General features: G+C 57.3%; 8 protein-coding genes, 3 tRNA genes, 3 rRNA genes and 1 pseudogene. 8 read left to right on the top strand and 7 right to left on the bottom strand.

Annotated features, from left to right (window positions below; all coding sequences use genetic code 11):
- Nucleotides 1-2: 2 nt before the first annotated feature.
- The 3 genes from NQ492_RS05010 to NQ492_RS05000 all read right to left on the bottom strand — a co-directional run bounded on the left by NQ492_RS05010 (nt 3) and on the right by NQ492_RS05000 (nt 6,068).
- Nucleotides 3-1,661: a RagB/SusD family nutrient uptake outer membrane protein gene (locus NQ492_RS05010; protein ID WP_014775645.1), complete on the bottom strand. Its 1,659-nt coding sequence runs from the start codon at nt 1,659-1,661 to the stop codon at nt 3-5.
- 13 nt (nt 1,662-1,674) lie between these two features.
- Entirely contained in the window at nt 1,675-4,596 is a 2,922-nt protein-coding gene (locus NQ492_RS05005; RefSeq protein ID WP_015545744.1) for a SusC/RagA family TonB-linked outer membrane protein, read from the bottom strand.
- Nucleotides 4,597-4,760: 164 nt separating this feature from the next.
- Nucleotides 4,761-6,068: an MFS transporter gene (locus tag NQ492_RS05000; protein WP_014775647.1), complete on the bottom strand. Its 1,308-nt coding sequence runs from the start codon at nt 6,066-6,068 to the stop codon at nt 4,761-4,763.
- 221 nt (nt 6,069-6,289) lie between these two features.
- Here NQ492_RS05000 and NQ492_RS04995 point away from each other — a divergent pair, with 221 nt between their 5' ends.
- Nucleotides 6,290-7,675, top strand: a complete 1,386-nt coding sequence (locus NQ492_RS04995; RefSeq protein WP_015545745.1) for a sensor histidine kinase — start codon at nt 6,290-6,292, stop codon at nt 7,673-7,675.
- A gap of 1 nt (nt 7,676) precedes the next feature.
- Nucleotides 7,677-8,429: a LytR/AlgR family response regulator transcription factor gene (locus NQ492_RS04990; protein ID WP_009597005.1), complete on the top strand. Its 753-nt coding sequence runs from the start codon at nt 7,677-7,679 to the stop codon at nt 8,427-8,429.
- 374 nt (nt 8,430-8,803) lie between these two features.
- Here the strand turns inward: NQ492_RS04990 and NQ492_RS04985 are convergent, their stop codons facing one another.
- The 4 genes and pseudogenes from NQ492_RS04985 to NQ492_RS04965 all read right to left on the bottom strand — a co-directional run bounded on the left by NQ492_RS04985 (nt 8,804) and on the right by NQ492_RS04965 (nt 14,039).
- The gene (locus tag NQ492_RS04985) at nt 8,804-11,407 is read right to left on the bottom strand and encodes a 4-alpha-glucanotransferase (RefSeq protein ID WP_015545746.1); all 2,604 of its coding nucleotides are present in this window, start codon (nt 11,405-11,407) and stop codon (nt 8,804-8,806) included.
- Between the two features lie 490 nt (nt 11,408-11,897).
- A pseudogene (locus NQ492_RS16335) lies at nt 11,898-12,977 on the bottom strand (IS110 family RNA-guided transposase).
- 296 nt (nt 12,978-13,273) lie between these two features.
- Nucleotides 13,274-13,355, bottom strand: a tRNA-Leu gene (locus NQ492_RS04970).
- 69 nt (nt 13,356-13,424) lie between these two features.
- Entirely contained in the window at nt 13,425-14,039 is a 615-nt protein-coding gene (locus NQ492_RS04965; protein WP_015545747.1) for a lipoprotein signal peptidase, read from the bottom strand.
- Between the two features lie 134 nt (nt 14,040-14,173).
- On the opposite strand from NQ492_RS04965, the gene NQ492_RS04960 reads away from it, so the two are divergent.
- From NQ492_RS04960 to rrf, 6 genes are all read left to right on the top strand, one after another.
- Nucleotides 14,174-16,258, top strand: coding sequence for a S8 family serine peptidase (locus tag NQ492_RS04960; RefSeq protein ID WP_015545748.1), 2,085 nt, complete (start codon nt 14,174-14,176; stop codon nt 16,256-16,258).
- 552 nt (nt 16,259-16,810) lie between these two features.
- A 16S ribosomal RNA gene (locus NQ492_RS04955) occupies nt 16,811-18,334 on the top strand.
- A gap of 103 nt (nt 18,335-18,437) precedes the next feature.
- Nucleotides 18,438-18,511: transfer RNA gene (locus tag NQ492_RS04950), tRNA-Ile, on the top strand.
- Nucleotides 18,512-18,527: 16 nt separating this feature from the next.
- Nucleotides 18,528-18,601 (top strand) — tRNA-Ala (locus NQ492_RS04945).
- A gap of 89 nt (nt 18,602-18,690) precedes the next feature.
- Nucleotides 18,691-21,563, top strand: a 23S ribosomal RNA gene (locus tag NQ492_RS04940).
- A 112-nt stretch (nt 21,564-21,675) separates the two neighbouring features.
- Nucleotides 21,676-21,789 (top strand): 5S ribosomal RNA (rrf, locus tag NQ492_RS04935).
- Together the 16S, 23S and 5S rRNA genes with 2 tRNA genes alongside form the textbook arrangement of a ribosomal RNA operon.
- The last annotated feature ends 77 nt before the right edge of the window (nt 21,790-21,866 follow it).

Here is a 21,866-nt window from a genome sequence, read left to right as displayed (position 1 = left end):
GGTTATTTATCGGTTGCGTTTCCGTAGCCGGGATTCTGGTGCAGTTCGGGGTTGGAAGCGAGCTCCGACGAAGGGATGGCAAAGATTTTCATGTAATCATCGAACCCCTGTCCGGTGAAGGTGCCGCCCTTGTATGTCCAGAGGAACGACGGGGTGGTGAACTTGCCGTAGCGGATCAGGTCGGTGCGGCGGTGCCCCTCCCACATCAGCTCGCGGGCACGCTCCTCGAGCAGGTAGTCGGCCGTGACCGACGAGGGGGCCGATACCCCGGCGCGGTCGGTCAGCTCCTTGAGCTTCGGCAGCGCGGTGTTGGCCTGTCCCAGGTTCATGCAGGCCTCGGCGTAGATCAGGTAGATCTCGCCCAGGCGGATCATCGGGAAGTCGATGTCGCTGTATGCCTTCGATGCAGCCGTGGCAAGGAATTCGTCGTTGGTCATGTCGTGGGGGATATTGTTGAACTTGAGGCAAGTCCACCCGTTGAGGAAGACATAGAGCGCATCGTTCATCGACTCCTGGCGGCCTTTGATGTAGAACATTCCGCCGCGTTTGTCGTTGACCGTATATTCGCCCGTGGTGTAGTCCGCGTTGCGGGCGTTGAAATATTTCTGTACGTATTCGTAGGGTACGCGGATGCCGGCCCAGCCGTTGTTCACGCCGTTGATCTTCTGTTCGGCCGTCACGTCGGTGGCGGCGATGGCTGCCAGCGTCAGGTACGACGTGCCGCCGTAGGACTGCGTCTGCTCGGCGTCGTATGCCACGCCGAAGATGATCTCCTTCAGGGCGTCGGCGTTCTCGCCGTTGTCGCCGCGGAAGAGGTCGGAATACTCCGGGCAGAGCGAGTAGCCCATGCCGAAGATCGCTTCGCAGGCGGATTTGGCCTCCGTCCACATCGGGGTGCCGGCATAAACCTCGGCATTGAGGTACATGCGGGCCAGCAGGCCGTTGACCGCACCCTTGTCGGCACGCGGGTAGTTCGAGCGTGCGGCAGGCATCGCGCTTTCGTCCGAAGCCAGGTCGGTCAGCTCCGAGATGCAGTAGTCAAAGACATCCTTGCGCGAGGCCTGTTTGGGGTTCACACCGCCGCCGAAGGGCGAGGTCTCGGTCGTAAACGGCACGTCGCCGAACACGTCGAGGGCGATCCAGTAGAAATAGGCGCGCAGGAAACGGGCCTCGGCACGGAAGCTCTGGATCCTGGCGGCCAGTTCGCTGCTCACGCCGCGGTCGGAGAGTTTGTCCGAGGCGGTCTGGCGCAGGTACTCGTTCACGTAGGCGATGCCCTGCAACGTACGTACGTAGACGGCGTAGGTCGCGTCGTTGTCGGCGTCGGACCACGTGTCGGTATTCATGGCGCGAACCCAGGCGTCGTTCTCCCAGGCGCATTTGCAGGCGTCGGCCGTAACCTCCTGGATCGTCCAGAATGCGCGGATGAGCTCCGAGGCGCCGCCGTCGCTGACCTGCAGGTCGGTGGTGTCGTTCGAGACGAAATTGAAATAGAGTTTGGTGAGCCCGGCCAGGTAGCCGTTCTCGTCTTTCCCGTAGACGGTCTCCGAGGTCGAGTCGGACGGGTTGAGGGGCAGGGTGTCGAGATCCCCGATGCACGAAGTGAGCAGCATCGTTGCGCCTGCCGCCGCCAAGGCGAAATGTTTTATGTCGATTTTCATGGTTCGTTCGTTTTTAGAAGTTTACATTCAGACGCAGCGAATAGGTGCGCGGGCGCGGCCAGATCGAGCCGTCGATGCCGTTGACGCCCGGTATTTCGGGGTCTACGCCGCTGTAATCGGTGATGACGAATACGTTCTGCACGCCGAAGGCGACGCGCATCGAGCCCTTCCAGTTGCCAATCTTGTTGAACGTGTACCCGAGGTTGATGTCGTCCATGCGGAAGAACGAAGCGTTTTCGAGGAACATGTCCGAATACCACTGCTCGCCGCTGTTGGCCTTCGTAAAGCCGGTCTTCTTGACCAGCCGTGCGAAGTTGGGCAGGTTGCCGGCGTTGATGTCGATGTTGGACGTCGAGTTGGCCGAGGCGAAGTCGTTGAAGACCCAGTTGCCCGCCGAACCGTGGCCGTTGAAGCCGAAGTCCCAGTTCTTGTAGCTCAGCTTGAGGCTGATGCCGTAGAAGAAGTCGGGGTTGGGGCTCTTGTCGGTCATGTAACGGTCGCCCTGGTCGATCTGGCCGTTCTTGTTGCGATCCACCAATGCGTTCTGGATCGGCTTGCCGTCCTGGTCGTAAACCTGCTGGAAGCAGTAGTAGGTGTAGGGTGCATAACCCACCATGTGGCGCTGGAGCAGGTTGCCCGTACCCTTGGTGATGCTGCTCACCTGGATGGCGTAGTCGGGGTCGTCGGTGTTGTTGAGCTTGGTGAACTCGGTGTGCTGGAACGTGCCGTTGAAGCCGACCGTGAGGTTCCAGTCCTTGGTCTGCACGGGGATGAAATTCAGGTTGAACTCCACGCCCTTGTTCTCCATCGAGCCGATGTTGGTGAGCACCGTGTTGCCGAAGTTCGAGCCCATGGGGGTGATGACGTTGTTCAGGAGGTCGTCCGTCTGACGCAGGTACCAGTCGACGCTGCCGTTGATGCGCCCGCCGAGGAACCCGAAGTCGAGGCCGACGTTGTAGGTCGTCGTGGTCTCCCATTTGATGTTGGGGTCGTAGGCGCCCGGCGTGAGGTAGAACATGTGCCCGGCGCTGCCCATGTAATAGGTCTTATAGACGTCGGTCGACATGTAGTAACGCGCCAGGTAGGGATAATTGGAGCCGATCTCCTGCTGCCCGGTCTGCCCCACGCTGACGCGCAGCTTGAGGGCCGAGACGGCACGCGAATCCTTCAGGAAATTCTCCTCGGCGATGTTCCACGCAAAGGCGCCCGAAGGGAAGAGGCCCCAGCGGGTATCCTTCGAGAAACGCGATGAGGCGTCGTCACGCAGTGTGAAGGAGAAGAGGTATTTCGAGGCGATCGAATAGTTCAGGCGTCCGTAGAACGAGAGCAGATAATTCTCCTGGCGGTTGAACGGGTAGCGCGAATCCTCGCCCTTCTGCTCGTGCGTCTCGTTGAAATAGGATACCGAGTGGTCGGAGCTGTAGAAATGCTGCCACGAATAACCGGCCATCACGTCGAGGTGGTGGATGCCCCACTCCTTATTGAAGTTGGCGTAGAATTCGAGCAGCTGGTTGCGGCGGAAGTTCGTCGTCCACGAATACTGTCCCCAGCCGCGGGCCTCGGTGTCGGTGTATGCCTGGAACGAGCCGGGGTTCACGCCGTCGTAGGTCTTGGCGCTCGATACGTCGAGGCCGAGGTTGAGGTTGAAGCGCAGCGCCTCGAAGCCGTGAACCTTATAGTCGATCTGGGCGTTGCCGATGAAACGCTTGGCACGCGCCGTATTGTCGCGGTCGTAGAGCTGCGAGAGCGGGCCTGCGCCCAGCAGGGTGTTGGGCGTGAAGTCCTCGCCGCGGCCCGATCCGTAGTTCCAGTATCCGTTGGTGGTCGTGTAGTCGATCGAACCGTCGTCGTTGCGGAAATAGGGGTCGATCGTGGGGTTGAAGAAGGCCGCCGAACCCACCACGCCGCCCGAGGCGTAGCGCTGCGACGTGATGACGCCCTTGGCGTTGAGGTTGACCGTGAGGTGCTTGTCGAAGAAGTTGGGCGAGAGGCTCAGGTCGAGCGTCCCGCGTTCGTATTTCGATGTTTCGAGCGTACCCTGCTGGTTGGTGTAGCCCACCGATGCGCGGTAGGGCATCCTATCGTTGATGTTGCCGATCAGGCTGACGTTGTGGTCATGCGAAATGGCGGTGCGGAAGACCAAGTCCTGCCAGTTGGTGTTCTTGTCGCCGAGCATCGACTGCACCTTGTCGCCCGTGGTCGTACCTGCGGGGTATACCTGGTCGATGTAGGTGCGGAACTCGCCGGGCGACATCACGGGCAGCTCGTCGGAGTTGGTCTGGACGCTCACGCTGCCGCTGTACGATACGCGGGGCGTGTTGCCGCGCCCCTTCTTGGTGGTGACGAGGATGACGCCGTTCGAGGCGCGCGAACCGTAGATGGCCGCCGCCGAAGCGTCCTTGAGCACGGTGAAGGATTCGATGTCGTTGGGGTTGATCGTCTCCAGCGGGTTGGCCATACCCTTGCCGCCGTCGACTGCGATGGGCACCCCGTCGATCACGATCAGCGGGTCGTTCGAGGCGTTGAGCGAAGCCGCACCGCGCACGCGGATGGTGGCGCTCGATCCGGGGCCTCCGTCGCCGGGGATGATATGCACGCCCGGAACCTTACCCTTGAGCATGTCCTGTGTGGAGACCACGGCGCCGCGGTTGAACTCTTCGGCCTTGATCGCCACGACCGAACCGGTCATGTCGTTCTTCTTGACCGTACCGTAGCCGATCACCACCACGTCGTCGATACCCATGGCATCCTCTTCGAGCGTGAGGTGCGCCAGCAGCGACGAACTGGCCACCAGGCTGACGGTCTTGTAACCGACATAGCTGACCTCGATGACCGACTCGGGGCCGGCGGCGCGGATGGCATAGTCGCCGTCGATGCCCGTCGAGACACCGTTGGTCGTGCCCTTTTCGACGACGGTAGCGCCCAGGATCGGCATCCCGGACTTGTCGACAACTACGCCTTTTACCTCATAACCAGCGTTTTGCGCCAGCGTGAGGGGGGGGGGTAAATTGACATATGAGCAAGATACCCGCACACATAGTTAAAAATCGTTTCATAAGAATTTTGGTTAGTTTATAAGTTGATTTTATGGATTGTAGGTCATTGGGCCTTGTGTTCTTTGACCAGGAAGACCGACACGGCGGCCAGCAGCATGAATACCCCGGCGAGCGCCAGCATGTCGGCCGCATCGGAGGCGAAGCAGTACTTGACGATGGCACCGCCGGTCAGTCCGATGACGATCTGGGGGACGGTGATCGTGAAATTGAAGATACCCATGTATACGCCCATGCGGCGTGGCTCGACCGCGCGCGACAGGATGGCGTAGGGCATGGCGAGGATGCCCGCCCAGGCGATGCCGATCCCCACCATCGGGAGCATCAGCGCGTACTGGTCGTGCAGCAGGCACAACCCCGCGAAGCCCAGCGCCCCGGCGAGCAGGCAGGCAGCGTAGACGGGTTTGTTGCCGTAGCGCGCGGCGACGCGCCCGAGGAACAGGGCGGCGATGCAGGCGGGGATGGGGTAGGTGCCGTTGAGCACGCCGACCCATGTCTGCGTGGCGCCGGCCGAGAGCACTTCGCCCGTGGCATGGTCGGTGACTACACCCGTGATGGCGGGTTTGAGGTAAGTCCACATCAGGAAGAGCGCCGCCCACGAGAAGAACTGCGTGACGCCCAGCCGCACCATCACGCCGGGGACGTTGCGCATGAGGCCGACGAAGCTCATCGGTTTGGCGTCCTCCTCGGAGAGGTTGTTGTAGCGGGCGAACTCCCCGGGCGGATATTCCCGTGTCTTGAACGAGGTGACGAGCACCGTGAGCAGCAGGATCGCGCCCCCGGCATAGTAGGAGTAGGCGATGTGCGGCGAAACATGCCCCGGAGCGGCCTCGTCCGACACGCCGAGCCATGTCATGACGAGCGGCAGGATAGCGCCGACGACCGCACCGAGGTTTATCAGGAAGGTTTGTACCACGTAGCCCTGTGTCTTCTGCGAATCGTCGAGCATGTCGGCCACCAGCGCCCGGAAGGGCTGCATCGTGACGTTGAACGACAAATCCATGAACAGCAGGATGAAAGCCCCCATGGCGAGCGGGGCGAAGGCGAGCAGTTTGGGGCAGTTGGGCATGAGCACCAGCGCCAGCGCCGAGATCAGCGACCCGCCCAGGATGTAGGGGATGCGGCGGCCCCAGCGCGTCCAGGTGCCGTCGGAAAAAAGCCCCACGATGGGCTGGACGATCATGCCGGCCAGCGGTGCCGCCAGCCAGAAGTAGCTCAGGTGGCTGACATCTGCCCCCAGCGATTCGAAGATGCTCGACGTGTTGGAATTCTGGAGCGAATATCCGATCTGCACGCCGAGGAAGCCGAAGCTGAGGTTCCAAATCTGCCAAAATGAGAGTTTAGGCTTGGTCATTTCGGTTTTTCGGTTGGTTTTCAGGTTATACAAATTTTAATAAAAAATCCGGACGGCGAACCGCAGGGCGACGAACGGAAGGTTCAGCCGGATGAACGGGCGGATTTTTGCGACGAACGGTAGCCCGCGGGGGACGATTTGGAATTTCCGCGGAAAAACACTACCTTTATTCGTAATAAACGAAACCCGTATATACTTTAATACAGCCTCAGTCAGCCTATATGCGATCGCTCAAAGTGTCCGGAATCATCCACCTGTTCGCCGTGCTCCATGCCGTGGTCGCCCTTTCGTGCCATCTGGCGGGGATCAACGACGAGTTGGTGCTGACGCTGCTGACGATCGTGCTGATCGTGCTGATCTGCCTCAAACGGGGACTGAACGTGGAGTTCACCGCTGCCAGCGTGATCGTCGTCAACGTGATCGGCTACCTGCTGGGTACGGGCGGTGCGCAGTTGATCGAGCTGTTATTGCACGCCCCGCCCGTGGTGCATGCCGTCTCGACCTTCATCACCACCGAGATCCTGGGCTGGAGCATCGTGTGGTTCACCAAGTTGTTCCGCCGCGGCGACGACACGGCGAGCCGCTCCTCGGCCTGGACGCCCCGCATCGGGTTGCTGCTGCTGGCCGTGGGGGGGGGGATTTTCGTGCTGAGGCTGGCCTATGTCGAGCTTTTCGCCTCGCCCTCCTTTTCCACAGACCGCCTCTACCACATGGCCGACTTGCTGGCTTCCAATTCCGCGGCACTGATTATCCTGCTGTGCGTCAATATCATCTATGTCCGGCATACGCGCAGGCGTGAAACCCGACACGGCCCGATCGCCGAAATCGCGGCCTTCCTTCTGTTCGTGCTGCTCACGTCGGCCTGCGTGGCGCTCATTACGGGGCTGCACCTGCCGTTCGCCTTCGACCGCTCGTTCACCGCACGGGAGTTCCTGCAACTGTGGATCGTCACCCTGCTGGTCGAGGTGACCCTCTATTCGGTCGTATTTATGGTCGATTACGCCCTGGTCGCACGTGCCGTGCTGCGTGCCGAGCGCGGCAAGGCGCACCAGGCGCAGTTCCGTTACATGAAACTCAAACAGCAGGTCAACCCCCATTTCCTGTTCAACTCGCTCAATATCCTCGACTGCCTGGTCTGCGAGCAGCGCACGGAGCAGGCCAGCGCCTACATCCATAAACTGGCGGGCATTTACCGTTACATGCTCCAGAACGAGGAGGAGACACTCGTGCGCCTGCGCGAGGAGATGGCCTTCGTGGGGATGTACGTCGACCTGTTACAGGTGCGTTTCCCCGAAGGGTTCCGCGTGGAGACCGACATTTCGGATGAGGCCATGAACCGCCATGTCCTGCCCTGCTCGGTGCAGTTGCTGATCGAAAACGCCTTCAAGCATAACTCGGTGGGGGCCGACCGGCCGCTGGTGATCCGCATCGTCGCCGTGGCCGAGGCCGTGACGGTGTCGAACAACCTTCAGCTGAAGGTATCCGGCAACCCCTCGACCCGTGTGGGGCTGAACTACATCCGCCAGCAGTACCTCGACCTGTCGGGCATCCCGATCGGGATACGCCGTACCGATACCGAATATTGTGTCACCTTACCGTTGCTGTAATATGAACGTACTGATCGTAGAAGACGAAATGATGGCCCAGGCAAACCTGGCGCGAGCGCTGACCCAGCATTTTCCCGACGTACGGATCGTCGGGACGACCGGCTCGGTCAGGGAAACGGTGCTCTGGCTGCGCACGCCGGGGAACAGTGCCGATGTGATTTTCATGGACGTGGAACTCTCCGACGGGGATTGCTTCGAGATATTCCGCCAGGCGGACGTAACGGCGCGGGTCATCATGACCACCGCATATGACAATTACGCCGTGCGGGCGTTCGAGGTCAACAGCATCGACTACCTGCTCAAACCGATCGACCTCGCGGCGCTGCGGCGTGCCGTGGAACGTTGCCGTGTGCGGAGCGGGGGCATCGACCCCGACGTATTGCTGAACGCAATCCGCAGCCCGCGCGAATACAAACAGCGCTATGTCGTGCGTTTCAACGACCGGATCGTCCCGGTGCAGACCACCGACATCGCCTATTTCTACTCGGAAGAGAAAAACACCTACCTTGTCACGAACGACAACAACCGCTACATCATGGATCAGTCGCTCGACGTCCTTTCGGACGAACTGGATCCCGGGCGGTTTTTCCGCATATCGCGCAGCTGCATCATCGCCATGCCGGCGATCGTCAGCATCGTGAAATACCTGGGCAACCGGCTGAAGATCACGGCACGTCCGCGTCCGGAGTTCGAGATGGTGGTGAGCCGGTCGCGGGTCGACGACTTCCTGAAGTGGCTGGAGGGGAATGGCTGAGCCTTGGTCGCGACGGGCAGGTCTTCGGCCCCCCCCCTCCGTTTCCGGGTTTTGTCCTCCGGCCTTCCGGGTTACCGTTCCTGCGGCGGGCGGGGGCTCCGGTTCCGGCGGGAGAGGGGAGTTCCGCAGAGGAGTTCCTCTGGAATTTTCCGCCGAGGACTGAAAGTTCACTTTGAAGGATCATGCTGCGGGCGTTCCTCCGGAGGCGTCCTTCGAGGGCTTCGGTTGAGAGATCCCAGGAAGGGATTCCCGTGGAAGGTTTCCGCAGGGGCACCCGGGAGGATGGCGCGGCGGCATGATAAAAGGGGCGCTCCGGAAATTCCGGGGCGCCCCTTATTTTTGCGGCCGGGGTCGGCGCTGCCGCAGTCTGCCCGTCAGCGGCGCCCGCTGCAGGCGATCATGTCGTGCAGCGACTCGTTGAAAGTCTCCTTGTGCAGCAGTTCCTCGAGCGGGAGGTGCATTCGGTAACGCCAGTAGTATCGGGCGACGGCCGGGACGTTGATGCGTTCCTTGGCCGGGTCGGGGTAGCGCAGTTCCCCGTCGGTCGAGAACCAGTCCTGCAACGGCAGGATGGTGAGCATCGCCGGGGAATTGAGGTGCATGTCGAGGATGCGCCGGCATATCCACGGCTCGCAGAAATAGGGAACGTCGCCCCCGATGCCGAGTGCTTCGTGGTAGAAGCGCGCCGTGAGTTCGCGGTCTTCCTCCCACCATGCCCGCAGCGGGTTCATGTCGTGCGTCGAAGTGGTGCAGACCGAGAAATAGGGGTAGTGCGCCGGGTCGGCGAAGAGTTCCCCCGGCGTCTTGGGCATGCGCTGGATTTCGAGCGAGAGGATTTGCAGTTCGTGCATCGTCTCGGGGACGCTGTCGGGAATCATGCCCAGGTCTTCGCCGCAGGTCAGCATCTCGGTCGCCGAGAGGAGCACCGGGAGCTTGCGCAGGGCGGATTCCTGCCAGAAACGGTTGTGCCGGTGGTAGAAGAAGTCGGTATAGAGCCGGTCGAAAGCTGCACGGCGCTCTCCGTCGAGCCGGCGGTAGGCGTGCGTCGAGTGGGGGGCGATGCGGGGGTGGAAATAGCCCTTGCGGCGCGGGTCTTCGATGAAGAGCACGTCGTCGAGCAATGCCATGAGCCCTTCCCGCAGCCGGGTCTGGCGTTCGTCGTCGCCCGGGAAGCGGGCTGCGACCTTGCGCTGGGTGGCATAGGCGGGCAGTAACCGCCCCTCCTTCATGCAGGTGGCGCGGACTTCGCCGGCCAGGTCGCCGAACAGTTCCCCGAGCATGTGTTCGTCGGGCGCCGGGGTGGTGTAGCGTCCGTCCTGCGTGTCGAAGCCCATGCCGCGCAGTTCATCTGCGGAATAGGGCAGGGCGGGGTTGAAATAGCCCAGCAACCCGTGTACGGCATGCGTGGGAATCTCCCAGATGCGGAAGAAGCCGAGGATATGGTCGATGCGGAAGGCGTCGAAGTATTCGGCCATCTTGGCCATGCGTGCCCGCCACCAGGCGTAGCCGTCGCGTGCCATGCGTTCCCAGTTGTAAGTCGGGAATCCCCAGTTCTGCCCGACGGCCGAGAATGCGTCGGGCGGAGCCCCGGCCTGCGAGTCCATGTGGAACAGGTGTGGGTAGAGCCATGCGTCGACACTCGTGCGACTGATGCCGATGGGCAGGTCGCCCTTGAGGACGATGCCGTGGGCGCGGGCGTAGGCGCAGACCTCGGACAACTGCGTATGCAGGTGGTATTGAACATAGCAGTGGAATGCGATGTCGCGGTTGTGGCTGCGGCAGTAGGCGTCGACGGTTTTGCGGTCATAGCGGGCGAAGCCGCCCCAGCGGGTGAAGTCGGGCGTGCCCGTTTCGTCGCGCAGCGTGCAGAAGGCGGCATAGGGGATGAGCCAGTGTCTATTGGCGGCGATGAAGTCCTTGTAGTCGCGGCGTGCCGCAGTGCGGGTTCCGTGGCGTTCGAACGCCCGGCGGAGCAGCCGCAGTTTGTGCCGGTTGACCCGTTCGTAGTCTATTTCGGGGAGTGCGTTCAGTTCGTTGCGCAGGGTGCGGTACTCGTCGTCCTCCACGACGCCCGCGGCCGGCAGCCGGATGAACTGCGGGTGCAGGGCGAAGGTCGAATTGGCGTTGTAGGGGTAGGAGTCTTCCCATGTACCGGTCATGGTGGTATCGTTGATCGGCAGTACCTGGATGACGCACTGCCCGGTGGCGGCCGCCCAGTCGATGAGCCGTTTCAGGTCGTAGAACTCACCGACGCCGAAATCCTCTTCCGTACGGAGCGAGAAGACCGGGATCGCCGTCCCGGCGCCCTGCCATCTGCGTTCGGGGAACCGCGGGTACGCCGCGGCGTCGAGGGCGTGTTCGCCGGCGCCGGGCAGTTCGCCCCAGGTGCGGTTGGCACCCTCCTCCCACAGGATGGGGGTGAGGGTCTTGCGGTCGGCGATCAGGAATTTGTATTCGAACCGGTGTGCGGTATGTAGCGTGAGTTCCCATTCCGGGAAGCGGCTGTCGTCCATCGGGACGATTCGTTTCCAGTCGCCCAGTTCACGGCCGCTGCCGGCGACGGCGAGCGTTTCGTCCGGCCGCAGGGTGGGCAGGATGACGCGCAGGGTGATGTTGCCGGCTGCTTTCTTCGGATTACCGGTTTTCCCGCGGCCGAAGATGCCCCGGGTGAATGCCGAGGAGTAGAACGGCGTGTCGGAGGGCATCTCCTGCCAGCGGTCGCGAATGCGCAGCGTACGCACCCCCTCCCGGGACGGGATCCGCAGCGTGTGCGGCCGCCATTCGCTGCGGATGCACACGCCCTCGCGCTCGACTTCGTAACGGTATTCTGCCGGCTGCGCCGCAGGGGCGTACCGCTCTACGGCGCAGGTCCAGACGCCGCCGTCGGCGTATTGCAGGGCGATGCGCCGCTTGCCGAGGCGGAGTACGAGCTGTTCGCCCCAGCGGGTACGGTATTCGATGCTGATCAGGAGTGTCATTCGTATATTCACTTTAATGATTATAACTTTGAGGAAATAAAGACATCAGAGCATGGAATAAGTCCGAAATTTCATTGGTCTACGAGACCGGGGACAATGTTCCGGCCCCATGCTGCCGTTTCCTGTTACAATCCAAATAAATCTGGATCAAAGTTTTCGGTTAAATTTGTTTTTATTTCATTTGCAATACATTGCGATTCTTGATGAGTTTCCCGGCCAAAGGTCAAGGCACAGCGTGTCTCCGCCGGCCTTCGATCGAGTCGGTGCGGAGTCACGATGTGCTTTGACCTTTGGCTCTTGCGAAAGCCGTGATTTCAGAACCCGTAAAAATCCTTCGGTAGACAGACTTTCCACAGCGGTCAGTATTCTGCCGCATGTTCCTGTATTAGTTTACAAAGGCCAGAGGAGCATTTTACATTAAGCGGACTCCAAAGCCGCACGCAATATGTAGTATTCTCTCTGGGAAAATCCGTTTACCGGAAGGGGTTGCTTATGACACGACACTATTGACATATTCGGTCTGGTGTTTCAACACGAAGTATAGTCTATTTACCAGTTTGCGGGCGACCTTTACGATGGCCTTGCTCTTGGGCATCCGCTTGCATTGTTCTGTATAAAACAGATTCATCGCGGGATCTTGGCGTATAGCCACCCATGCAGCCTCTATCAGATTACAGCGCATGACGGCGTGTTTTCGCACAGTAATGTCTCCTGTTCCGTCTTTCTCTCCGCTGCTATGGCACATCGGGATCATCCCGATATAGGCGGCCAGTTGTTCGGCATTGCGGAAACGGGTTATGTCGCATATCTCAGACAGAAACGCCATTCCCGTAGTCTGCCCGAACCCCGGAACGCTCATAATCAACCGCTGCGGTTCGCGGAATCGGTCCGCCTTGGCCAAGGCCCGTAAAGCCCGTGTCATCTCCAACTTCTGACGGCGTAGTTCCTCCAGATGCCGGAGCTGAATGTCGAGGGCCTGACGATCGCTCGGAGTGAGTGTCTCAACCTCTTTCAGCCATGCGAAAAAGCGTTTCGATCAGTTGGAGAAAGGTTCGAGGAACTCCTGCGGAATCCCGATGCCTAAACACCGTAACTGGGACTTGATCCGGTTCTTCTGACGGGTCGTGTCTTTGGTGATCGAGTTCTTCAATCTTATCAAGGAACGCATTTCCAACGATACACTGTCCGGCGTATAAATGCCTTTCAGTTCGTTGGCTCTTAAACTCCGCGCCAGCTTGCCGCTGTCCACGGCGTCACTCTTACGCAGCTTTTCGCTGCTCTTGGTCGGTACGTCGGCCGGGTTGACCACGATGTTGTCGATCCCCAATGCCGTCAGGCGTTCGTGTATCCAGAATCCGCAAAAGCCCGCTTCGTACACCGAATGATACTCGGCTCCCGGATAAACTCCTCGTCAGAAATCCGTGCAACGCTTCCGGGGCCGGATTTTGACTGAATTTCTTCAGTACAGAGGTCGCGGACAAGACCGTTACCGACCAACTCTTCAAATGGACGTCGATTCCTACATAAATCTTTTGTCCTTTGAAATAATTTCATTTCTTCGTTCTCTCATGGCTATCGTCGTTTTAGTTAGTAAAGGTCTCGCAACTTTAATCTAACCAAAATCTCGATAGCTTTTTCATCTATCCGCTTTCATCGCAGTCAACTCTGATTGTAAACATAGGGATTACATCAGAATCTGGATAGTTCGTCGTTTGTTTGGAATCGGTTTATACAAAATTACAAAAATAATCTGGTTTTGTCTTTCTGGCAGGGAAAAATCAGAGCCCTTCTCCATGAAATTGCGGACACGATGCGGACACGGAAAAAGAAAAATCCCCTCAGAGTTTCCTCTAACGGGATTTTTTGTGCCCAGGACAGGAATCGAACCTGCACGCCTTGCGGCACACGCACCTGAAACGTGCGCGTCTACCTATTCCGCCACCTGGGCATTTCTGGAATTGCGGTGTGCAAAAGTAATACTTTTTTCTGAAACACCAACTCTTTTTTCAAAAAAAATCTACTTGCTGAAGAACTTGTGCTGAAACAGAAGCAGATAGACGACTGCCACCGAGATGTAGGCATCGGCCAGATTGAAGATCGCGCCGAAGAAATAGTTGTTGCTGTCGACCAGAAACCGCAGCAGGCGGGGTACGCCGTTCCATTGGAACAGCGGGAAATAGAACATGTCGACCACTTTGCCCATCATAAACCCGGCGTAGTGCCCCCCGAATTGAGCCACCGTGTAGGGCGTCGATTCGGAGAAGATCAATCCGTAGAATGCGCTGTCGAGGATGTTGCCCATGGCGCCGGCGAAGATCAGCGCGAGGCCGACGATCACTCCCTTGGGCGTGTCTTGGCGTTTGGTGCAGAGGTGGTGCATCAGCCAGCCGATGAATCCGACCATGACGATCCGGAAGACGCCCAGCAGCAGCTTGCCCCAGTCGAAGCCTCCGCGCGAGGCGATGTGCATGCCGAAGGCCGCGCCGTTGTTCTCGATGAACCGCAACTGGAACCAGTCGGGGAAGACGACGATCGACTCGTCGAGGTGCATATGGGTCTTGATCCAGATTTTGAGCGCCTGGTCTGCGATGAGCAGCAGCACGATGAGCAGCGATATTTTCTTGAAATTCATAATCGTAGTGGTATTTGGTTGCAAAAATAGTAAAAAAATCTCCTTTTTCGGAACTCCGGGGCGATTTTACCTCCCGGGTCATGCACTTTGGCGGAAAAATCATATCTTTGGAAAATCGAAAAGTTTGACGATCTATGAAAAAATTGCTACTCCTCTGCGGGCTGTTGGCGGTATTTGCCTGTACGGAAGAGCCTGCGGACTCTGCCGGCGGCAATGGCGGACGGAAGGCCCGGGTGCTGGGTTCCCCGACTTCGCGGCTGGCGTTGCGGGGGAGTCTTTCCGTAAAGTTGTCGCCCGAAACGGCGCAGGCGGTTGCCGCTGCGCAGGCGCAGCTGCCCGCGACACGCAGCGGTGTCGCGACCCGTTCGGGTGTCGGCGGCATCGACGCAATCCTGCATGAAATCGACGCCGGGCGTTTCGAACGTGTCGTCGCATACAATCCCGAGTGGGAGGACGTTTACGAGCAGACGGGCATCAACCGCTGGTATACGATCGCGTTCGACGACGAAATTCAACTCTCCGAGGTCGGCGAGCGGCTGGCGGCGTTGCCCGGCGTTGCGGTCGTGGAGTACGGGATTGATCCCCGCTATATCCGTCCGATGAGCGAAGGCCCTGCCGTTCCGGCTTCCGAGGGCATGTTTCCCCGTGTGGGCGAGACCCGCGCCGCGAAGGCGATGAACGACCCGATGCTGCCTTTTCAGTGGAATTACGACAACCCGGGCGGAGGCCTCTTTCCGGATGTCGCCGTCAAGCCGGAGGCGGGGGCCGACATCGACCTGCTGGATGCCTGGCAGCTCTGCACGGGCAGCGAGGAGGTTATCGTCGCGGTGATCGACGAACCCGTGCAGATCACCCATCCCGACCTGCGGGCGAACATCTGGTCGAATCCGAAGAATTCGCAGGAACACGGCTATAATTTCTGGGACGACACCCCCGAACTCGACTGGAAGTCGGTCGGCGGGGATGACCGCAATCCGGAATACGCGGACCACGGAACGCATGTCGCAGGCGTCATCGCCGCCGTGAACAACAACGGCCGGGGCGTTTGCGGCATCGCCGGCGGGCGGAGCAACAGCGGCGGCGTGCGGATCATGTCGTGCCAGATCATGGGCAACAGCACGACCGGCGGCAAGGGAAACCCGACGGTCAAGGCCTTCGAATATGCCTGGACCAACGGTGCGATCATCGCCCAGAACAGTTGGGGATACAATCTCGAAACGGCGGACGGCACGAAGATCACCCCCGAGGAGTTTGAGCGGGAGTGGAAGAGCAATTATGGCATCATGCGCGACGCCATCGACACCTTTGTCCGCGGGGCGGGGACCCGGAACCCGAACTCCCCGTTGCAGGGCGGGCTTGTGATTTTCGCCGCCGGCAACGAGGGCGACGTTTACGGCGACGTCCGGATCTATCCGGCCGCCTACGATCCGGTGATCGCCGTCGGGGCGATGGACTGGAGTTTCCGCCCGGCCTATTATACCGACTACGGACCGTGGGTCGACATCGCGGCCCCGGGAGGCGACCGCTATTCCGGAAAGACGACGCGGACCGCTTCCGACGGGAGGACGGTCTTTTATAGCAATGCGCAGATTTTGAGCACGATCCTCTGCGACGATGCGATCGCTTATCAGGACGGACGCAAGGATGGCGGGATGTACGGCTACGGTTTTATGCAGGGGACTTCGATGGCGTGCCCGCACGTTTCGGGCGTTGCGGCCCTGGGGCTTGCTTACGCGGCGCAGAACGGAAAGAAATATACGCCTGCCGAGTTCAAGGCTCTGCTATTGAGTTCCGTTTACGGCATTGACGACTGCTTCACCGGCTCGAAGGACGGGGAGCTGGGTCCTATTGCCGATATGGCCGTCTATAAGAATAAAATGGGCGGAGGCTGTATCGACGCCCTGAAACTGCTGTTTGCCGTCAAGGGGACTCCCGCCGTCTATGTGAGGACCGGAGAGCCGGTGACCGTGGACTTCGCGCGTTATTTCGGGGGCGACCGGAGCCGGGTTGCGCTGACTGCCGCGTCGTTCGCATCGCCGGGCAACCTGGGGCTGTCCTCTTCGAAGGCGGTGTTCGACGGTACGAAGATCACTTTCGACTGTCCCGAACCGGGAACTTCCATGCTTCGGATAAGCGCGGTGTCGGGCGATACGGAGTTCGTGCGCGAATTCGCCGTCGTTTCCCGTGCCGGACTGGCCGCCAACGGCGGATGGCTTTGACCGGCTTTCCTCCCCGGTATGTCCTGCGGCGGTTCCGTGCGGAGCCGCCGTTTTTCTGCCTCTATTAATATATATAGGTAGTATCGGCTTTATCGGGTAAAATTGAAGATTTTTCAAAAAAAGATGCGCAAATATTTGCAGGTTCGGAAAAAGTCGCTACCTTTGCATCCGCGTTTGAGAAATACCGGTTCTTACAAATAAGTCGAGGGTTTACAATAAAGGAGCTTGAGATGGTTTTGTGTTCTGAATTTCAATAAGATGCAAAGTTCTTGAAAAAGTTTTTGGAGATTTAAAAAAGATTACTTATCTTTGCAGTCCCTTTCGCAAATGTCTCGTAAGAGGCTGCGAAAAAAAAATCTTTAAAAAAGATTTGGCGGATTCAAAAATAACACTTATCTTTGCAATCCCTTTCGCAACCAAAATGCGAAGCTTTTTTAAACTGGTTCTTTGAATTACTGGTTATATTTTGAGAGAAAAATTGTAGTATTTATCTGTCAATTTCCTTTTAAAGGATAAACGAATAGTCAGGACTCTAACAATACATTATTTTTTACAATGGAGAGTTTGATCCTGGCTCAGGATGAACGCTAGCGGCAGGCCTAACACATGCAAGTCGAGGGGCAGCACGGTGTAGCAATACACTGGTGGCGACCGGCGCACGGGTGCGTAACGCGTATGCAACCTACCCATAACAGGGGGATAACACTGAGAAATTGGTACTAATACCCCATAACATCAGGACCGGCATCGGTTCTGGTTGAAAACTCCGGTGGTTATGGATGGGCATGCGTTGTATTAGCTGGTTGGTGAGGTAACGGCTCACCAAGGCAACGATACATAGGGGGACTGAGAGGTTAACCCCCCACATTGGTACTGAGACACGGACCAAACTCCTACGGGAGGCAGCAGTGAGGAATATTGGTCAATGGACGCAAGTCTGAACCAGCCATGCCGCGTGCAGGAAGACGGCTCTATGAGTTGTAAACTGCTTTTGTACGAGGGTAAACGCTCTTACGTGTAAGAGCCTGAAAGTATCGTACGAATAAGGATCGGCTAACTCCGTGCCAGCAGCCGCGGTAATACGGAGGATCCAAGCGTTATCCGGATTTATTGGGTTTAAAGGGTGCGTAGGCGGTTTGATAAGTTAGAGGTGAAATACCGGTGCTTAACACCGGAACTGCCTCTAATACTGTTGAACTAGAGAGTAGTTGCGGTAGGCGGAATGTATGGTGTAGCGGTGAAATGCTTAGAGATCATACAGAACACCGATTGCGAAGGCAGCTTACCAAACTATATCTGACGTTGAGGCACGAAAGCGTGGGGAGCAAACAGGATTAGATACCCTGGTAGTCCACGCAGTAAACGATGATAACTCGCTGTCGGCGATACACGGTCGGCGGCTAAGCGAAAGCGATAAGTTATCCACCTGGGGAGTACGTTCGCAAGAATGAAACTCAAAGGAATTGACGGGGGCCCGCACAAGCGGAGGAACATGTGGTTTAATTCGATGATACGCGAGGAACCTTACCCGGGCTTGAAAGTTACTGACGATTCTGGAAACAGGATTTCCCTTCGGGGCAGGAAACTAGGTGCTGCATGGTTGTCGTCAGCTCGTGCCGTGAGGTGTCGGGTTAAGTCCCATAACGAGCGCAACCCCTACCGTTAGTTGCCATCAGGTCAAGCTGGGCACTCTGGCGGGACTGCCGGTGTAAGCCGAGAGGAAGGTGGGGATGACGTCAAATCAGCACGGCCCTTACGTCCGGGGCTACACACGTGTTACAATGGTAGGTACAGAGGGCAGCTACCCAGTGATGGGATGCGAATCTCGAAAGCCTATCTCAGTTCGGATCGGAGGCTGAAACCCGCCTCCGTGAAGTTGGATTCGCTAGTAATCGCGCATCAGCCATGGCGCGGTGAATACGTTCCCGGGCCTTGTACACACCGCCCGTCAAGCCATGGAAGCTGGGGGTGCCTGAAGTTCGTGACCGCAAGGAGCGACCTAGGGCAAAACCGGTGACTGGGGCTAAGTCGTAACAAGGTAGCCGTACCGGAAGGTGCGGCTGGAACACCTCCTTTCTGGAGAGTGTGACTATTTCGTCGACAGATAGGTCTGCGATTTTCTCTCGAAATAATCAGTAATTTTTAATGTTATACTCGAGTGGGGTTTTCCCGCGGATACAGTCCCGTAGCTCAGTTGGTTAGAGCACTACACTGATAATGTAGGGGTCTGCGGTTCAAGTCCGCACGGGACTACACCGATGCTACACTCGGGGGATTAGCTCAGTTGGCTAGAGCACCTGCTTTGCAAGCAGGGGGTCAAGGGTTCGACTCCCTTATCCTCCACTCATGGATCGAAAGATTCGACGTTCATTGACATATTTAAGGAGATGAGATAAAGTTCTCACGCGGGAATAGGCTGTGTGAGAAGTTGTAAGAAAGTAAATAAGGGCGTATGGGGAATGCCTAGGCTCTTGGAGGCGAAGAAAGACGTGGTAAGCTGCGAAAAGCTCCGGGGATTTGCAAACAAGATTTGATCCGGAGATTTCTGAATGGGACAACCCGTCAGGTAGAAGACCTGACACATCGTAAGATGGGCCAACCCTCTGAACTGAAACATCTTAGTAGGAGGAGGAAAAGAAAGAAACATCGATTTCCTGAGTAGCGGCGAGCGAAAGGGAAAAAGCCTAAACCGGTATTGTTACGGCAATGCCGGGGTTGTAGGACTGCAACATTCAAGTAACAATGAACTGGAACGATCTGGAAAGTTCGTCCATAGAGGGTGAAAGGCCCGTACAGGTAAGTTCGTTATGCGATAGCAGTATCCTGAGTAGGGCGGGACACGAGGAATCCTGTCTGAATCTGCCGGGACCACCCGGTAAGGCTAAATACTCCCAAGAGACCGATAGTGAACCAGTACCGTGAGGGAAAGGTGAAAAGAACCCCGAACAGGGGAGTGAAATAGAACCTGAAACCATACGCTTACAACCGGTCGGAGCAGCTTCGTGCTGTGACGGCGTGCCTATTGAATAATGAGCCTACGAGTTACTAATCACTGGCGAGGTTAAGTGCACGGATGCACGGAGCCGAAGCGAAAGCGAGTCTGAACAGGGCGGCTAGTCAGTGGTTGTAGACGCGAAACCTTGCGATCTACCCTTGAGCAGGTTGAAGGTTGGGTAAAACCAACTGGAGGACCGAACGAATAAGCGTTGAAAAGCTTCTCGATGACTTGAGGGTAGGGGTGAAAGGCTAATCAAGCTGGGAAATAGCTCGTACTCCCCGAAATGCCTTTAGGGGCAGCGTTGTAATTAAGAGTCTACTGGAGGTAGAGCTACTGATTGGATGCGGGGGCTTCACCGCCTACCAAATCCTGACAAACTCCGAATGCCAGTAGTATGATTTACAGCAGTGAGCGACCGGGTGCTAATGTCCGGTTACGAGAGTGGAACAACACAGACCAGCAACTAAGGTCCCGAAGAGTATACTAAGTTGATCTAACGATGTTTTGCTGCAGAGACAGCTAGGATGTTAGCTTGGAAGCAGCTATTCATTCAAAGAGTGCGTAACAGCTCACTAGTCGAGCGGCAAAGCGTGGATAATAAACGGGCATCAAGTATACCACCGAAGTTCTGGGCACGAGAGTGCGGTAGGGGAGCATTCCATTGACGTCGAAGCCATTCCGCGAGGATAGGTGGAGTTTATGGAAAAGCAAATGTAGGCATGAGTAACGATAATGCGGGAGAGTAACCCGCACACCGCAAGACCAAGGTTTCCTGATCAACGCTAATCGGATCAGGGTTAGTCGGGTCCTAAGGGTAAGCCGAACGGTGATCTCGATGGACAATCGGTTAATATTCCGATACTAACATATACCTCGATGGAGAGACGAAGGAACGTAAGTGACGCCGCCTGACGGAATAGGTGGTTAAAGGGCGTAGGTATAGGGACAGATTAAGAGTTAGTCCTTGCTGAAACCCGACAGTACGGAGCGGCTACGGCCAATCTGATAGTTCACCCAAGTCGACTTCCGAGAAAATCTTCTAAGTTATAGTATATGTTACCCGTACCGTAAACCGACACAGGTGGTCGAGGAGAGTATCCTAAGGTGCTCGAGTGAATCACGGTTAAGGAACTAGGCAAATTAACCCCGTAACTTCGGGAAAAGGGGTCCCTACGCGAGTAGGGCGCAGCGAAGAGGTCCAGGCGACTGTTTATCAAAAACACAGGGCTCTGCAAATTCGAAAGAAGACGTATAGGGCCTGACACCTGCCCGGTGCTGGAAGGTTAAGAGGGGATGTCATCGCAAGAGAAGCATTGAATCGAAGCCCCAGTAAACGGCGGCCGTAACTATAACGGTCCTAAGGTAGCGAAATTCCTTGTCGGGTAAGTTCCGACCTGCACGAATGGTGTAACGATCTGGACACTGTCTCAACCGTGAGCTCGGTGAAATTGTAGTCCCGGTGATGATGCCGGGTACCCGCAACGGGACGAAAAGACCCCGTGAACCTTTACTATAGCTTAACGCTGAATTTGGGTACACAATGTGTAGGATAGGCCGGAGACATTGAAGCGGGTACGCCAGTATTCGTGGAGTCAACGTTGAAATACGGCCCTTTGTGTACTTGGATTCTAACCCTTGATAGGGGACACCGTTTGGTGGGTAGTTTGACTGGGGTGGTCGCCTCCAAAAGCGTAACGGAGGCTTCCCAAGGTACCCTCAGCACGAATGGTAACCGTGCGCAGAGTGCAATAGCATAAGGGTGCTTGACTGTGAGACTTACAAGTCGACCAGGTGCGAAAGCAGGGTATAGTGATCCGGTGGTTCTGTGTGGACTGGCCATCGCTCAAAGGATAAAAGGTACTCCGGGGATAACAGGCTGATCGCCGCCAAGAGCTCATATCGACGCGGCGGTTTGGCACCTCGATGTCGGCTCGTCACATCCTGGGGCTGGAGAAGGTCCCAAGGGTTCGGCTGTTCGCCGATTAAAGTGGCACGCGAGCTGGGTTCAGAACGTCGTGAGACAGTTCGGTCTCTATCTGTTGCGGGCGTAGGAAAATTGAGGGGTCCTGACTTTAGTACGAGAGGACCGAGTTGGACGAACCTCCGGTGTATCGGTTATGCTGCCAAGTGTACCGCCGAGTAGCCGCGTTCGGTTTGGATAAGCGCTGAAAGCATCTAAGCGCGAAGCCATCCCCAAGATAAGTTTTCCCTTGAGGGGCGTAGGAGACTACTACGTTGATAGGCTGCAGGTGTAAAGACAGTAATGTCAAAGCCGAGCAGTACTAATTACCCGAACGACTTTTTTGCAGCAATTCTTTATCTCATTTCCCGGATATGTCAACTCATACCGAGTGCGACGGATTGTGATGATCTAAAAGCATCACTCGCACGGCTTCGATATATTGAAGCATAGGTTCTTTTAGGTGGTTATAGCAGTGAGGTTCCACCTCTTCCCATTCCGAACAGAGAAGTTAAGCTCACTTACGCCGATGGTACTGCGGTTTTCCCGTGGGAGAGTAGGTAGCCGCCTCTTCAAGGTCAGATCGTAAGGTCTGACCTTTTTTTTGTGCCTAACCCTTCCTTAACAGGAGGGGTTTTTGTCTTGGAGGG

The sequence above is a fragment of the Alistipes shahii WAL 8301 genome (genome assembly GCF_025145845.1).
Classification (GTDB): domain Bacteria; phylum Bacteroidota; class Bacteroidia; order Bacteroidales; family Rikenellaceae; genus Alistipes; species Alistipes shahii.
The sequence above is the reverse complement of the archived record's forward strand: the minus strand, read 5'-3'. Positions and strand labels throughout refer to the sequence as shown.